The organism is Dyadobacter sp. HNCC25DJ183, from assembly GCF_056895175.1.
The window spans coordinates 477783-493318 of the sequence record NZ_JBXHAP010000003.1 but is presented as its reverse complement, the minus strand read 5'-3'; the positions used below and the strand labels follow the sequence as shown (position 1 = coordinate 493318).

Sequence of the window (15536 nt, the reverse complement as noted above, 5' to 3'; positions counted from 1 at the left end):
CATAAATTATATTAATCAAATATACCTCACCTTTTTTATCCAAAAAAATACAATTTTCATGTTTTTGTTCTCTTTTTTAACGGATAATCAACAGAAAATAACACTTTATTCAGATTTGCGTCAAAAATTTAAATTTTGCATTCACCTTGATACGCAGAATATTCTTTCAGTTACAACAGTCCAATTATTAAGAAATTTTATTATCATAATGCCATTACAGAAAAGTTTGGGCACAAAAAAAGCCCCGCCAAAGGCAGGGCTATCAAACTTGTATTTCCGGAAGTGGCTATTCGCCGTGCATCCAGGCTTTTTTAGCTAACAATGTATCTTCTTCTTCTTCATTGTCCGGATCCGGCACACAGCAATCAACCGGGCAAACCGCAGCACATTGCGGCTCTTCATGGAAGCCAACGCATTCAGTACATTTATCGGTAACAATATAATAGAACTCGTCTGAAACAGGCGCCTGCTTCTCCTTACCGCTCACCACTGTACCGTCGCCAAAATCTACTTCATCTAAACTGGTCCCATCTCCCCAGGTCCACTCTACACCGCCTTCATAAATTGCTGTATTGGGGCACTCTGGCTCGCACGCCCCACAATTTATGCATTCATCGGTTATCATTATAGCCATAGTCGCCGGATTGTTTATATTTGTTGCTATTCTTCTGCTTAGAGTAACAAATATAACTATTTATAGTTTCCCAACAATCAGAAAAATAAAAACGGCAGGTTAGTAAAACTTTTTAGAGTTCACAAGGTATGTTAGCAAGGATCAGGCGGGAAGAGGCATTCATCCAATTAGGAAAGTTCATTACAGACGCGGAGAATGAGGAAATTATACAGGATTGGGTTGAATCAGCCAACAGCCGGAACAACTGGTTTACGCCTGAGAATGTAAGGAAATCACTTCATGCTATTGCCACCGAATTCCTTGATCCTGAAAAGCTTCGTGAATGGTCAGCGCGATATACCGAGCCGCGGGAATCCAGAAAAGTAGGCGTTGTAATGGCTGGAAATATTCCTGCAGTCGGTTTTCAGGATGCTTTGTGCGTACTGATCAGCGGGCACACACTGCTGGTGAAACCCAGCTCTGATGATCCGGTGCTGATTTCCGCATTGCTTAACCAATTAATGCAAATAGAACCTGAATTTACTTCACAGATCAGGTTTGTGGAGCGGCTCAACGAGGCCGACGCCTACATTGCCACCGGCAGTGATAACACAGCCCGGTACTTTCATTATTATTTCGCCAACAAACCCAATGTGATCCGCCGGAACAGGACTTCTGCTGCTGTTTTGACGGGCAGCGAGACGCATGAAGAACTGCAATTACTTGGCAGGGACGTACTTCAATATTTTGGTCTGGGTTGCCGCAATGTTTCCAAGCTCTTTGTTCCTGCCGGATATGATTTTACCAAGTTTTACGAAGCGATAGAAGACAGGGCTTACCTCTATCTTCAAAATCATAAATACTTCAATAACTACGAATACAACAAGTCGATTTTCCTGATTAACAGGGTTCCGCACCTTGATAATGGTTTTTTGATGATCACCGAAAACAGCGCGCTCGTTTCTCCGATCAGTGTTTTACATTTTGAAACATACACGGATTTGGAAACTGTCAAATCTGCTCTGGACGAGGCGGCAGAGAAGGTTCAGTGCGTAGTCGGTAACGCAGGCATTCCCGGTAATGTACCTTTTGGAGAATCACAGGAACCCGGCCTTTCCGACTATGCGGATGCTGTGGACACGATGGCGTTCCTCAGCACCCTATAGGAGCTTATTCCAGGTTTGCAGATACCCATTTCAGGAATCCGGGCATCATCTTCGACCAGGTAGCCTGGTCGTGGCGCCCCTCCGGCACCTCGGTGTAGAAAACATCCTGGTTCCAGACCAATCCTTTTCTTTCCAATGCAGCAATGCATTCAAGGGTATCCTGTATAGAATCGATCACACCGTCGCCATCGCGATCGTCGTGCTCGTCCTGCGAGCCGCATTGAAACCAGCATTTCAATGCAGGTTTTTCCTCAATATCCCGGATTTGCGCATGAATTATCCTGTCAGAATCCTGGTACCCCTCTCCGATCGCCTTCTGCCTCCACCACAACGCGCCGGAAAAAACCCCGGTAAGCGGAAACAATGCCGGAAAATGCAGCGCCACATCCAGCGCCATCAACCCGCCCAGCGAACAGCCGGCGTAGGCATTGCCGGCGGGCCTTACCTTATAATGCTGTTGCAAAAACGGAAGAAGCTCATTAGTGACGAATGAAGTTGTTTGCCCGGCTTCACTGCCTCTGCCTGCGTAGTCAGACTTGCTGGCCGTTCCGTACTCGTAAATGCGACGTTCATTTGCGTGGATACCCGCGATAACCATCGGTTTTATTAGTCCTGAACTGTGCAGCTCCCCGGCGATTTCCACCAACCTGAGTGACCCGAAATCCTGTCCGTCATTGAACAGGAGCAATGGATAATGCATTGTCGCGTCGTACCCGGCCGGCAAGAGCACGCTTATGCGGACTTTCCTGTGAAGGAAGTTGGAATAAATTTTTATATCGTTAAGAAATGTGGAAGAATACACTGCGCTCAAACCCTTAAACCTCTGAAATGGACTAAAACAAACGTGCAAGTTATTAATTTGCTTCCTATGATTTGTTTTGTATATTTCATTTATCAAATTTAACACCGGCTGATTTGGAAGAGAAGCACATTAAATACTACTCTCATCACCTGGACAGAGAGATTGATATGCTTGTTTACGGAAGCTGGGGGTATCCTATCCTCCTTTTTCCAACCACCCTCGGGCGGTATTATCAGGCCAAAGATATGGGCCTGACCGAGTCAGTGAGGAATTTAATCGACTCAGGTAAATACAAGCTTTATTGTGTCGATTCCATTGACGCGGATTCCTGGTACGCCAAACACATTAACCCGCAATACAGGGTTCTCAACCACATTCAGTACGATAAGTTTCTGGCAAACGAGCTGGTACCATATATTAAGGCTGAGTGTAATGTCGGGAAGATCGGTGTGGCGGGTTGCAGCTTCGGAGGTTTTCATTCCGCCAATTTCGCATTCAGGCATCCCGATCTTGTCGCTTACCTGATCAGCATGAGTGGCGCATTCGATATCAGGACCTTTACCGATGGCTTTTACGACGATACTGTTTATTTCAATAATCCGGTCGACTACATGCCTAATGAACAAGGCTGGCGATATGGGCACATGAAAATCGTGCTGGGTACTTCTGAATGGGATATCTGTCTCGATAGCAATGTAAGGATGTCTGATATTTTAAATGCAAATGGCATAGAACACTGGCTGGATATCCGGGGCTGGGAGAAGCACGATTGGCCTTTGTGGACCAAGATGTTTCCCGATTATCTGGCGAGGATCATGTAAAATGGACTTTATCAATAACAAAACCGCGTTTTTAGTATGAAAAAAATTGGAATACTGTTTGGGATGGAAAATACTTTCCCGAATGCATTTATAGAAAGAGTTAACAGTAAGGGAGAACCCGATATAATTGCCGAGGCAGTTACCATTGATAAAGTCGCGCAAGCTGCTCCGACTGAATATGCCGTAATCATCGACCGCATTTCGCAGGATGTACCTTTTTATAGGTCTTACCTCAAAAACGCGGCATTGTGTGGCACCGCAGTGATCAATAATCCATTCTGGTGGAGCGCGGACGAAAAGTTCTTCAACAATGCGCTGGCAGAACAGATCGGTGTACCTGTCCCTAAAACAGTTTTGCTGCCTTCTAAGCAGCGGCCTGATAATACAACTGAAACTTCATTCCGCAACCTCGCATTCCCGATGGCGTGGGAAGAGATATTCCAGTATGTAGGTTTTCCGGCGTACATGAAACCACACGATGGCGGCGGCTGGAAGAGCGTTTACAAGGTTGTGAATCCGCAGGATATGTGGTTTAAGCATGAGGAAACAGGCCAGCTTGTGATGATGCTGCAGGAAGAGATTGAGTTTAGCGACTATGTTCGTTGCTATTGTATCGGCCAGAAAGATGTACTGATCATGCCTTACGAGCCCCGCAACCCGCACCATTTGAGATATGCATCGGAATTAAAGGCTACCGGAGAGGAAAGAGAAAAGCTGCTCGAAACCATCAAAGATTATACCCTGAAATTGAATAAAGCGCTGGGCTATGATTTCAATACGGTTGAATTTGCCGTACGTGACGGTATTCCTTACGCCATCGACTTTTGCAACCCAGCACCCGATGCGGACATATATTCCGTAGGTCCCGACAATTTTGAGTGGGTAGTAGAAGCTGCCGCTAATATGGCAATTGAACGAGCCAAAGCGCAGGTACCCGGACAGGTTAACCTTACCTGGGGAACCTTCCTGAGCAATGCAGTGCAGGCTGGTATTCCTGCTCCCGCGCAACCAGCGCAACCAGCTCCTGTTCCCTCTGCCACGGAAGTTAACATCAAAGCTGTTACGCCGAAGAAATCGGTCAAGAAGCCGACAGCCGGAAGTTCAGAGCCGATCGCAGAACCGGATCCGCTGCTCCCCACCAACAAAGCTGCGGTGACCAAAGCGCCTGCCAAGAATTCAAAAATGAAAAAATCCTGATCAAAGCATTTCAAATTGCCCTTTATGGCCACTTTCACACTAGGAATTGAAGAAGAATTTCAGACGATAGATCCCATTACCCGCAACCTGCGATCGCATATGTCGAAGCTGGTTGAAGATGGTAAGATCACCTTAAAGGAGCGTGTGAAGGCCGAAATGCACCAGGCTGTTGTGGAAGTAGGTACCAATATTTGCCACAACATACAGGAAGCGAGAGAAGAAGTGACTTACCTGCGTAAAATGATCCTCGGCCTGGCTGAAAAGCAGGATTTACAGGTAGCAGCAGCAGGTACCCACCCTTTCGCCGACTGGGTTGATCAGCTGATTACCGACGATCCGAGGTATGATGAGATTATAGATGAAATGCGGGATGTAGCACGGGGCAATCTCATTTTCGGGCTGCACGTGCATGTTGGGATCGAAGACCGTAATGAAGGAATTCAGATCATGAATGCAGTCAGGTACTTTTTACCGCACATTTATGCATTATCTACCAACTCGCCTTTCTGGTGCGGTCGGAATACAGGCTTTAAATCGTATCGCTCCAAGGTTTTTGATAAATTCCCGAGAACAGGTATACCCGATTATTTTTCCAGCGCATCCGAGTATGACGAGTATGTAAACCTGCTGATTAAGACCAAATGCATTGATAACGGGAAGAAGATCTGGTGGGACATTCGGGTACATCCTTTTTTCAATACGATTGAGTTCAGGATGTGCGATGTACCGATGCGGACAGACGAGACTATCTGCCTCGCCGCGATTATGCAGGCGCTGGTTGCAAAAATTTACAAGCTGCACCGGATGAACCTCAGCTTCCGCGTTTACGACCGGATGCTCATTAATGAAAACAAATGGCGCGCGGCACGGTATGGCATTCACGGAAAGCTCATTGATTTTGGCAAACAGGAAGAAGTGGAATACAAATTGCTCGCCGGCGAGCTGCTTGAATTTATCGACGATGTGGTGGACGAGCTGGGAAGCCGGAAGGAGATCGACTACATCTACCAGATCATGGAAATGGGCACCGGCGCTGATCGCCAGCTGGCTGTTTTTGAACAAACGGGAAGTATGAATGCAGTGGTAGATTATATCGTAGCGGAGACTAAGATAGGTTTGGAGTAACAAAGCCTCCAAATAAAATTCTGCCCATCGAACTTATATGCATATAGTTTGTTTAAATATTTTACAAAAAAATAAACTAACAGCTAACTGCTAAAAGCTAACAGCAACAGCTCCTGGCAAAAAGCCCTCACAAAAATGATTCACAATACACGACATTTCCGGGTAGCAATCCTGGACATGTACGACGGGTTCGAGAACGAAGGGATGCGATGCATCAGGAAAATTATCACCAGTTTTGGTGAGAAAGAAGCAGTGCCCGTTGAATACACGATTTTCGATGTACGCCAAAAGCTCAAAATTCCCGGAATGGACTTCGATGCCTATATTTCTACCGGTGGGCCGGGTAATCCTTCACCAGTCGGCGAAGCCTGGGAGAAGAAGTACTTTTCTTTCCTTGACCAGCTGTTTCAATACAATCAGAAACGTCAGAACCGCGTCAAAAAACACTTGTTCCTGATCTGCCACTCATTCCAAATGGCTTGCATACACTGGCAACTTGCTCGTGTGAGCAAGAGGAGAAAGACTTCATTTGGTACATTCCCGGTACACAAGACAAGCACGGGACGTAAAGATCCGCTGCTTACCGGGCTTGCAGATCCTTTCTGGATCGTGGATTCGCGTGACTTTCAGGTAACCCAGCCCGATCAGTTCATGTTTGACGATATGGGCGCAAAATTGCTTTGTCTTGAAAAGATCCGTCCGCATGTGCCGCTGGAACGCGCTGTAATGGCGATCCGCTTTTCTAATGAGATCGTGGGAACACAGTTTCACCCGGAAGCTGACGCAGAAGGAATGCTGCGGTATTTTCTCAGCGAGGATAAAAAAACCGCGATTATCGCCGCGCACGGGGAGACTAAATACAATGACATGATTGCGCACCTGAACGATCCTGACAAGATCCTGCTCACCGAGTCTGTTATCTTGCCTGCATTTCTGAAAAACGCATTGGACAAATCATTCACGCCCGCCTATGCATAAGGAAGCCCGGGAAGCATTTAACCGGTCATTTTCTGACAAGAAGTACCAGGACTTTGTGGCTTACATTGAATCTGCATTCCCTGGCCAGCTGGATTTTCGTGTGGCCGAAACACCCGTGTTTATTCCGAAGGAGCTGAAAGAGAAGATCCTGGAAACTTCGGAGCAGATTATCGAGGTATTGCGCTCGCCAGACTTCAAAGCAAAAACCGAGCGCGCTGTCCCCGAAACGCAGTTTGTTCCCGGTGAAAATGCGCATACTTCATTCCTGGCAATTGACTATGCGATTTGCAGGGATGAGAATGGAGCGCTTGTTCCTCAGTTGATCGAGCTACAAGGATTTCCGTCGATCTTCGGGTACCAGGCTTTTTTATCAGAAGCATTCAAGATGCATTTTGATGTGCTACCTGAATTTCAGTACCTCTTCAACAGTGACGGATACAATGCTTATATAGCAAAACTGCGATCGCTTATTCTCGCTGGCGAAGAACCGGAATCCGTAATCCTGCTCGAAATTTTTCCTGAAAAACAAAAAACCAGGATCGACTTTGCTGTAACGGCGGAAATGCTGGGGATCCAGGCAGTTTGCTATACCAAACTTATCCGTGAAGGAAAATCGCTTTTTTACGAGAAAGATGGGCGGAAGGTGCAGGTCAAACGAATTTATAACAGGCTGATATTCGACGATCTGCTCAACTACCCGGACCTGGTTACCAGCTATCATCTTACCGATGAAGTGGATGTAACCTGGGTAGGGCATCCGAATTGGTTTTTCCGGATCAGCAAGTTTTCAATGCCCTTTCTCAAAGGTTCGTACATACCGGAAACGCGTTTCGTGAGTGACTATGCGGGTGACTTTCCGGAGGATCTTCAAAACTACGTCCTGAAACCTCTATTCTCTTTTGCTGGTTCCGGCGTACGTTTGCAGGTTACAGCTGCGGATCTTCATGCATTACCCGATCCCGAAAACTACATTTTACAGCGCAAGGTATCCTATGAACCTGTGATACAGGCACCGGACGGACTCGTAAAATGTGAGGTAAGGATGATGTACAGCTGGGAAGATCAAGCTGAGAAGCCGGAGTTGCTGATCAGTTTGAGCAGATTGAGTCGAGGCGAAATGATCGGAGTGCGCTTCAATAAAGATTTTACCTGGGTTGGCGGCAGTGCCACTTTCTTTGAATGAGGAAAACACCAGAAAAGAACTACACTTTAAAAAAGTATCAAAAGTAAAGAATGTATATTACCCATCGTCAACAGTTTTTTGATCATCTCGCCCAAACCTCCGATTACCCGCTCGCGCTCGAAATTGAAAGTGCCCAGGGAGTTTATATGTATGGAGCAGACGGGAAATCCTACCTGGATCTGATATCCGGAATTGCAGTAAGTAATGTCGGTCACCGGCACCCTAAGGTAATATCCGCCATTCACGAGCAGCTGGAAAAGCACATGCATTTGCTCGTTTATGGCGAATTTGTGCAGAGCGCACAGGTGCAGCTCGCAACTGCATTGACGGAGACATTGCAGGTTACCCCACCCTGCCCCTCCCCTTTCGGCCTCATTGATAATGTGTATTTCACTAACTCTGGCACGGAGGCTACCGAGGGTGCGATGAAGCTGGCAAAGCGATTTACACGCAGGCACGAATTCATATCCTGCGTAAATGCCTATCACGGGGCCACACAAGGCGCATTGAGCCTGGCCGGAGCCGACTTTTTCAAACAGAATTTCCGTCCACTGCTTCCCGGTACACGCCAGATCCGACATGGTAACATGGTAGATCTGGAGCAGATCACTGATAAAACAGCGGCTGTGATCATTGAAGTGATCGGCGGAGAGTCTGGTGTGCGGGTACCTGAAAAGGATTTCATGATCGCATTGCGACAGAAATGTACCGAGACTGGGGCACTGCTGATCCTGGACGAAATCCAAACCGGGTTTGGCCGTACCGGAAGTTTCTGGGCATTTGAACAATTTGATATTTACCCTGACATTTTACTAAGTGCCAAGGGAATGGGTGGCGGTATGCCCATTGGTGCGTTTATGGCTTCGCAGGAAGTGATGGCCGTTTTTAAGAACAATCCCATACTTGGACACATTACCACTTTTGGCGGTCACCCGGTTTGCTGCGCTTCTTCACTGGCCGCATTAAATGTAATTTTAGACGAGAATTTGCACCATTCTGCTGTTGAAAAGGGCGAGTTGTTTAAATCGCTGCTTGTACATCCGGCGATCAGTGAGGTAAGAGGAAGAGGTTTGATGTTGGCTGCGCAAATGGAATCGTTTGAAAAACTGAAAGATACCATAGATCGCTGCATTGAAAATGGTGTTGTGACAGACTGGTTCCTGTTCTGCGACAATGCCATGCGCATTGCGCCGCCGCTGGTAATTTCGGAAGACGAAATCCGCACAGCTTGCAAGGTGATTATTGATGTTTTGAATTCTTAAACCAAGCTTATGGAATATTCAATTGAGAATGAATTTTTGCGTATCGCCGTAAGGCAGGCAGGTGCGGAATTGTGCCGCATTCAATCGAAGGTAACAGGTACTGATTTCATGTGGAATGCTGATCCTGACATCTGGCCAAGCTACGCGCCCGTTTTGTTCCCGGTTATAGGCGCTATTAAAAATGGTTTCGTACGGTATAATGGAAAAGATTATGCAGTACCCCGCCACGGAATCGTCCGAAATAATCCGGAGGTAACTCTAATTGAACAAACCGGTTCAAGCCTGACCTTTGGGTTGAAATCGTTGGAACAAACCATGGAAATTTATCCATTTGCATTTGATTTTCAAATCACCTACCGACTGGAAGAGCGCAGGATTGTGGTCAGTCACAAAATCGTTAATGACGGCGACAATGAGATGCTCTTTTCTTTGGGCGGGCATCCTGCATTTAAATGCCCGGTGCATGAGGGTGAAAATTATTCGGACTATTATCTCGAATTTGAAGCCATTGAAAACGACTCTACCTGGCTACTGACGAAAGATGGACTGGTAGGGAATGAGACCAAAAAGATTTTTGATAATACCAATGTACTTCATCTGGATCATCACCTGTTCGACAACGATGCGTTGATATTCAAACATCTGGTTTCAAAGCAGGTAAGTCTGAGAAGTACAAAATCTGCACAGGTAGTCACCGTTCGTTTCGATGATTTCCCCTATCTGGGTATCTGGGCGAAACCAAAGGGAGACTTCGTTTGCATTGAACCCTGGCTGGGCATTGCAGATAGCGCAGATTCGGACCAGAATTTTGAAACGAAAGAGGGAATTTTGCAGCTGGCGGCCGGTGAAACTTTCCGGGCCAGCTTTTCCATTGAAATTAATGAATAGTTCACTTTTAGCAGTAACGCTTACAGCTTTACTGCTAAAAGTTCATTGCCAAGTTTGTGCAGGGCTGCTTCAATTTTTTTGGCTTGTGCTGGCCTTGGCTTTTTAATGCCGGAAGCATAGTGGTTCAGCAGCTTCTCGTTAATTCCGGTAATCTTCGCAATGCCGGTCTGGCTGAATATTCCTTTGTAATACTTCAAAAAGCTTCCCACATCAAGCTTCCATTCAATCTCGTAATCGCCTTTTAAAGCAGCTGGAATATTTTTATCGTCAAATGATTTGACGATCTCAATGCATTCTAAAACGTTTTTTTTTACATCGTCAATCGTCTCGCCTCCTCCATAGATCTTCGCTACATTGTTACTATATGCGCTAAAAAAATCTTTACTGCGTTCGATAATTACGCTGATCTTTTTCATGATTTTCAGTCTAAATTCATTTTTTTCAGGATTGTTAATCGTAGTCCTTCACCCATTTCTTTTGATCCATGATAGGGCACGCTGACGGTAACATTATCTTTTCTATATAGATAGTGACTGCCCCGCGCTCTGATGCATACCCAACCACTGCGTCGTATCAAGCGATGGAACTCTGAATATTTCATAGTGTGTAACTAAGATTAAAAGTATACAATAATATACCTTTAAACAAGCACTCACAAAAAAAGCCCCCACGTGGGAGCTTTCATTTATCTGGCGGTAAGATGTTATACCGTCGCTTCGATCTGAGCGTTCAATTTGTCTTCCAGCGTTGTTTTAGGAACTACACCTACCACTTTGTCAACCAATTGACCGCCTTTGAATATCATTAAAGTAGGGATACTGCGGATACCGAATTTAGCTGGAACCGAAGAATTCATATCCACATCCATTTTACCAATAACTGCTTTACCCTCGTACTCTCCTGCAAGCTGCTCTACAACCGGCCCGATCATTTTACAAGGTCCGCACCATTCAGCCCAAAAATCAACAAGTACTGGCTTTTCGCTTTGGATCAATTCTTCAAAGGTGCTATCGGTAATTTCAAGTGCTTTTCCCATGTTTGAAAATGTCTAATGTTGTTTTATAAATCTGTTCTAATAAGGATAATTGGTGCCTAAAAGTTCCTGAATATTGCTAATGTAAATCAGTTCAAAGAGAATTGTACGCCATGAAATCCGCGAAGTACTTTGAAGAGTTCAGTGGTCGGCGCAACCCGGTATCCGCGCGATAACATTTCGACTTCCAGCCTTGTATCCGGATCTACCACCGTCATATTAATAGCACATGGCCCCGGGTGGTGGCTGAGCGTATCACTTAATACGTGAATGAACTGAGCGTCAATCTGATCCAATGCAAGATTGATCTTGATCTTCTTACACATTTTAGCCATGATCTCGGGCAACAGCTGAATCTGTGTGATCTTGAACTCAAACTGGTCCTCCTGTTTCCAGCGGTTTTGTACCTTACCCTTTATGTAAAGAAACTGGCCCACCTGCAGATAATTTTTGAACCTGATATAATCCTCGCCTCCCAGCAGCATTTCAAGTGAACCTTTATAATCCTCCACTTTAAAAATCATAAAATGACTGCCATTCTTTGACATTCTTTCCTGCGCGCTGGTAACAATTCCGGCCACGCTGATCTCCTTCCCAAAATACTTCGGAGAGCGCTCTCCTTCCGCAATCTCCATTACTTTGTCGACCGTGCAATTGCAAAAGTTGTCTAGCTCAACCCTGAATGTATCTAGCGGGTGACCCGAAATGTAGAAACCGACTACCTCCTGCTCATACCGCAGCTTTGCCAGATCATCCCAGGCAGCAACATCCGCCGCTTTCGGTCTCGCAAGCGTAGAGCTGCCATCGCCTAATATCCCGAACAAAGAAGCCTGTGCAGATGATTTTTCCGCATGATAATTGTTCGCGTAACGAATAAGCTTCTCAATGAATGTACCGTTTTCGCCAGTTTCAACAGCGAAGTAATGTGCACGGTGATAATCTTCAAAACAGTCAAACCCGCCCGCATAAGCAAGACTTTCAATCGTCTTCTTATTAACAGTCCTTAAATTGACACGCGTGATAAAATCATATATATCGGCAAATGGGCCGCCTGCTGCTCTTTCCTCTATAATCGACTCCACCGCTGCGTCGCCGCTGCCTTTTACACCAGCCAGACCAAACCGGATTTCACCCCGGCTGTTCACGTTAAATTGCCTGTCGGATTCATTGATATCCGGCCCCAAAACAGTTATACCCAACGCTTTACATTCCTCCATGAAGAATGTAATCTTATCAATGTTACCCAGTGAGCTCGTCAAAACCGCTGCCATATATTCAGCGGGATAATGCGCTTTCAGGTAAGCTGTCTGATAAGCGACGAATGCATAACAGGTTGAGTGTGACTTGTTAAAGGCATAAGAAGCGAATGCTTCCCAGTCAGTCCAGATCTTTTCAAGCTTTTTGGAATCAAGCCCGCGCTCGGTACCGCCTTTCATGAAGTCGCCTTTCAGCTTGTTCAGCGTTTCGATCTGCTTCTTTCCCATTGCTTTACGCAAGGTATCCGCCTGGCCCTTTGTAAATCCGGCCAGCTTCTGCGAAAGAAGCATTACCTGCTCCTGGTAAACGGTAATCCCGTAAGTGTCAGACAAATACTCTTCCAGCTCCGGCAAATCGTAGGTAATTTCCTCCTGCCCGTTTTTACGACGGATAAAGTTGGGGATGTACGCGATTGGACCCGGGCGGTACAATGCATTCATGGCGATCAAGTGCTCAAACCGATCGGGAATGAGGTCGCGCATGTGCTTTTTCATCCCGTCAGATTCAAACTGGAAAATCGCATTTGTTTCTCCCCTTTGAAACAGTTCAAAAACCTTCGGATCGTCAAGCGGCACATCGTCGATCACAATATCCACATTGTGGTTTTGCTTGATAAGCCGGAGCGCCTCTTTGATAATGGTCAGGTTTCGCAACCCCAGGAAGTCCATTTTAATAACTCCTGCATCCTCAATAATCTTTCCCTGATACTGGGTGATCAGAAAATCAGAATCTTTGGAAGTACTTACCGGAATAATTTCCGTCAGATCGCTCGGTGCAATGATGATACCGGCTGCGTGGATCCCCGTATTCCTTACAGTACCTTCCAGCCTTCTCGCCTCCTGCAACACGCTGGCCTGCAAATCTTTACCCAATGCGATCTGCCGCATTTTCTTCACATTGTCCAGTTCTTCCGGTGCGATACCTTCCTTTTTCAGGAGGCTTCCTTCCCCTTCCAGCGGCGCGGTGAAGATCCGGTTCAGCGTCATATTATAGGTAGGCTTGTCGGGTACCAGCTTGGCGAGTGCATTTGCCTCCGCAAGCGGCAGGTCCATTACCCTGGCCACATCCTTAATGGCAGATTTAGCCGCCATTGTACCGTAAGTGACAATCTGCGCTACCTGGTTGTAACCATATTTTTTAACAACATAATCAATCACTTTCTGCCGGCCTTCATCATCGAAGTCCGTATCAATATCAGGGAGTGAAATACGGTCAGGATTAAGGAAACGCTCAAAAAGCAGATCGTACTTGATCGGGTCGATATTGGTGATCCCTGTTGCGTAAGCCACCACGGAACCGGCTGCCGAACCACGGCCCGGACCAATAAACACACCCATTTTACGTCCCGCGTCAATAAAATCAGCCACAATCAGGAAGTAACCGGGAAAACCCATGTTACGGATTGTATTTAACTCAAAGTTGATCCGCTCCTCAATTTCGGGGGTTATTGTGCCGTACTTAAACTTCGCACCTTCAAAAGTGAGGTGTTTCAGGTACTCCCACTGATTGAGCACATCCGCCGTCAGCTCCTTTTTACCAACCATTTCCGACAAAGTATGTGTCTTAAACTCGTCGGGGATCGGGAAGTTGGGGAGTAAAATATCTTTTCTGAGATCAAGTGTTTTGATCTTGTCAACAATCTCATTCGTATTGTCCAGCGACTCGGGTAAGTCGTTGAACAGCTGCATCATTTCGCTGGTCTTCTTGAAATAGAACTGATCATTATAGAATGCAAAGCGGGAACCCTTCGGAATACCCTTTTCGTCATCAAAATCCTTTGCAGATGGGGTACTTTGCTTGTCGCCGGTGTTGATACACAGAAGAATATCGTGTGCATTCCAGTCGTCGCGATCCACATAATGAGAATCGTTGGAGCAGATTACTTTAACGTTGTATTTTTTGGCAAACCTTAAAAGAACCTCATTGACAATGTATTGATCGCGGATCTCGTGACGCTGCAACTCGATATAGAAATCCTCGCCGAACAGATCCAGCCACCATTTGAATTCTTTCTCGGCAGCTTCCTCTCCTTGCCTGATAATGGTTTTAGGAATAATCGCTCCAATGCAGCAGGTAGTGGCGATCAAACCTTTGTGATATTGAACAATCAGGCTTTTGTCAATCCGCGGATATTTCCCGTACATCCCTTCGATAAAGCCCAGGGAGCACATCTTGACCAGATTTTTATACCCGATTTCGTCTTTTGCAAGTAAAAGCTGGTGGTGACGTACATCCTTTTTGTCTTTGGTGAATTGTCGCACGTGCCTGTCTTCCACCACATAGAATTCACATCCTACGACCGGCTTGATACCCTGCTTATTTCCTTCCGCCACAAACTCAAAAACGCCGAACATATTGCCGTGGTCGGTAATCGCGACGGCGGGCATATTGTCTTCTTTGGCCTTTTTGAATAGTTTTTTAATGTCAGCCGCCCCGTCCAGAAGTGAAAATTGGGTATGGCAGTGTAAATGGGAAAATTGCATTTGTAACGGGTTGAATAATGGAATTGGCTTTGAAGGAACTTAACGTATCAGATAATGCGTTGCGGGCTGTTCATACAATACATAATTCATATAGTCTGCAAAAGGTTTAAGGAGTTGAATGCCTTTTACAATTGTTTTACCAAAATCCCTGGAAGCCACTTCTTTATCGGTAAACCGGTGTACAAAAAAAAGCTGCTTACGTTTCAGCAGTTCAATTTCAGGATGGCCTTTCGGGTAACCTTTGGGCGTTGTCTTCAAGGTATCACCGTGGATTTCGGGAAAAAACGTGCGGAATTCCTTTTCCTCAATGATCGCTTTCAACTCTTCTGCATTATAATCCACTTCCTGCCTGAACCGCGCGAGCTGCTCGGGAGTGGTCTCCCACATTCCTCCTCCTAGGAAAGTCTGATCGCCAGGCTGGATCTGTATATAGTAGTCAACCTTACCCGAACTTTTCCCACCCGGCCCAATGCCCGCGGCTAGATTGTTCTTGTAAGGCGCCTTGTTTTTTGAAAAACGAATATCCCGGTTGATGCGCAGCAGACATTCTTTTACCTGCAAATTTCCAAGATCCTGAAATTTTCCTACCTCACTGATCAGGTAACCCACGAGCTTTTCCATATCCGCTTTGGCCTCGTCATACCGCCCTCTGTTTTCCTGAAACCATTCCCTGTTGTTGTTTTCGGCTAATTGACTGAGAAAGTGAAGTGTTGCGGATTCCATTCTTA

The 15536-nt window shown here is 45.9% G+C and carries 15 protein-coding genes; 8 read left to right on the top strand and 7 right to left on the bottom strand.

All coding sequences use genetic code 11. The features are described 5' to 3' along the window. Positions 1-286: 286 nt before the first annotated feature. Positions 287-634: a 4Fe-4S binding protein gene (locus AC1XTG_RS09565; RefSeq protein WP_031527072.1), complete on the bottom strand. Its 348-nt coding sequence runs from the start codon at positions 632-634 to the stop codon at positions 287-289. 128 nt (positions 635-762) lie between these two features. Here AC1XTG_RS09565 and AC1XTG_RS09560 point away from each other — a divergent pair, with 128 nt between their 5' ends. Continuing rightward, positions 763-1779: an acyl-CoA reductase gene (locus tag AC1XTG_RS09560; protein ID WP_484841798.1), complete on the top strand. Its 1017-nt coding sequence runs from the start codon at positions 763-765 to the stop codon at positions 1777-1779. A gap of 4 nt (positions 1780-1783) precedes the next feature. On the opposite strand, the gene AC1XTG_RS09555 is transcribed toward AC1XTG_RS09560, so the two are convergent. Beyond that, on the bottom strand, positions 1784-2581 hold the full coding sequence (locus tag AC1XTG_RS09555) for an alpha/beta hydrolase (RefSeq protein ID WP_484841964.1): 798 nt from the start codon (positions 2579-2581) through the stop codon (positions 1784-1786). A gap of 113 nt (positions 2582-2694) precedes the next feature. Between AC1XTG_RS09555 and AC1XTG_RS09550 the strand changes: the two genes are divergently transcribed. The 7 genes from AC1XTG_RS09550 to AC1XTG_RS09520 all read left to right on the top strand — a co-directional run bounded on the left by AC1XTG_RS09550 (position 2695) and on the right by AC1XTG_RS09520 (position 10035). Further along, on the top strand, positions 2695-3402 hold the full coding sequence (locus AC1XTG_RS09550) for an esterase family protein (protein ID WP_056289270.1): 708 nt from the start codon (positions 2695-2697) through the stop codon (positions 3400-3402). A 36-nt stretch (positions 3403-3438) separates the two neighbouring features. Then, the gene (locus AC1XTG_RS09545) at positions 3439-4599 is read left to right on the top strand and encodes an ATP-grasp domain-containing protein (RefSeq protein WP_484841797.1); all 1161 of its coding nucleotides are present in this window, start codon (positions 3439-3441) and stop codon (positions 4597-4599) included. Positions 4600-4623: 24 nt separating this feature from the next. Then, positions 4624-5724, top strand: coding sequence for a carboxylate-amine ligase (locus tag AC1XTG_RS09540; RefSeq protein WP_056289275.1), 1101 nt, complete (start codon positions 4624-4626; stop codon positions 5722-5724). A gap of 135 nt (positions 5725-5859) precedes the next feature. Further along, positions 5860-6702, top strand: a complete 843-nt coding sequence (locus tag AC1XTG_RS09535) for a type 1 glutamine amidotransferase (protein ID WP_484841796.1) — start codon at positions 5860-5862, stop codon at positions 6700-6702. Then, entirely contained in the window at positions 6695-7885 is a 1191-nt protein-coding gene (locus AC1XTG_RS09530) for a hypothetical protein (RefSeq protein ID WP_484841795.1), read from the top strand. Before AC1XTG_RS09535 ends, AC1XTG_RS09530 begins: the two co-directional genes overlap by 8 nt. 50 nt (positions 7886-7935) lie before the next feature. Beyond that, positions 7936-9147, top strand: coding sequence for an aspartate aminotransferase family protein (locus AC1XTG_RS09525; protein ID WP_484841794.1), 1212 nt, complete (start codon positions 7936-7938; stop codon positions 9145-9147). Positions 9148-9156: 9 nt separating this feature from the next. Beyond that, entirely contained in the window at positions 9157-10035 is an 879-nt protein-coding gene (locus AC1XTG_RS09520; RefSeq protein ID WP_484841793.1) for an aldose 1-epimerase family protein, read from the top strand. Between the two features lie 20 nt (positions 10036-10055). On the opposite strand, the gene AC1XTG_RS09515 is transcribed toward AC1XTG_RS09520, so the two are convergent. The 5 genes from AC1XTG_RS09515 to AC1XTG_RS09495 form a co-directional block, all read right to left on the bottom strand. Beyond that, positions 10056-10451 carry a type II toxin-antitoxin system HicB family antitoxin gene (locus AC1XTG_RS09515; RefSeq protein ID WP_484841792.1) on the bottom strand — a complete coding sequence of 132 codons (396 nt, stop codon included), beginning with the start codon at positions 10449-10451 and terminating at the stop codon, positions 10056-10058. Between the two features lie 5 nt (positions 10452-10456). Beyond that, on the bottom strand, positions 10457-10636 hold the full coding sequence (locus AC1XTG_RS09510) for a type II toxin-antitoxin system HicA family toxin (protein ID WP_484841791.1): 180 nt from the start codon (positions 10634-10636) through the stop codon (positions 10457-10459). A 102-nt stretch (positions 10637-10738) separates the two neighbouring features. Then, a complete protein-coding gene (trxA, locus tag AC1XTG_RS09505; RefSeq protein ID WP_031527084.1) occupies positions 10739-11071 on the bottom strand; it encodes a thioredoxin in 333 nt (110 codons plus the stop codon). An 86-nt stretch (positions 11072-11157) separates the two neighbouring features. Beyond that, the gene (gene dnaE / locus AC1XTG_RS09500) at positions 11158-14808 is read right to left on the bottom strand and encodes a DNA polymerase III subunit alpha (RefSeq protein ID WP_484841790.1); all 3651 of its coding nucleotides are present in this window, start codon (positions 14806-14808) and stop codon (positions 11158-11160) included. A 39-nt stretch (positions 14809-14847) separates the two neighbouring features. Further along, entirely contained in the window at positions 14848-15531 is a 684-nt protein-coding gene (locus AC1XTG_RS09495) for a DUF2461 domain-containing protein (RefSeq protein ID WP_484841789.1), read from the bottom strand. Between the last annotated feature and the right edge of the window lie 5 nt (positions 15532-15536).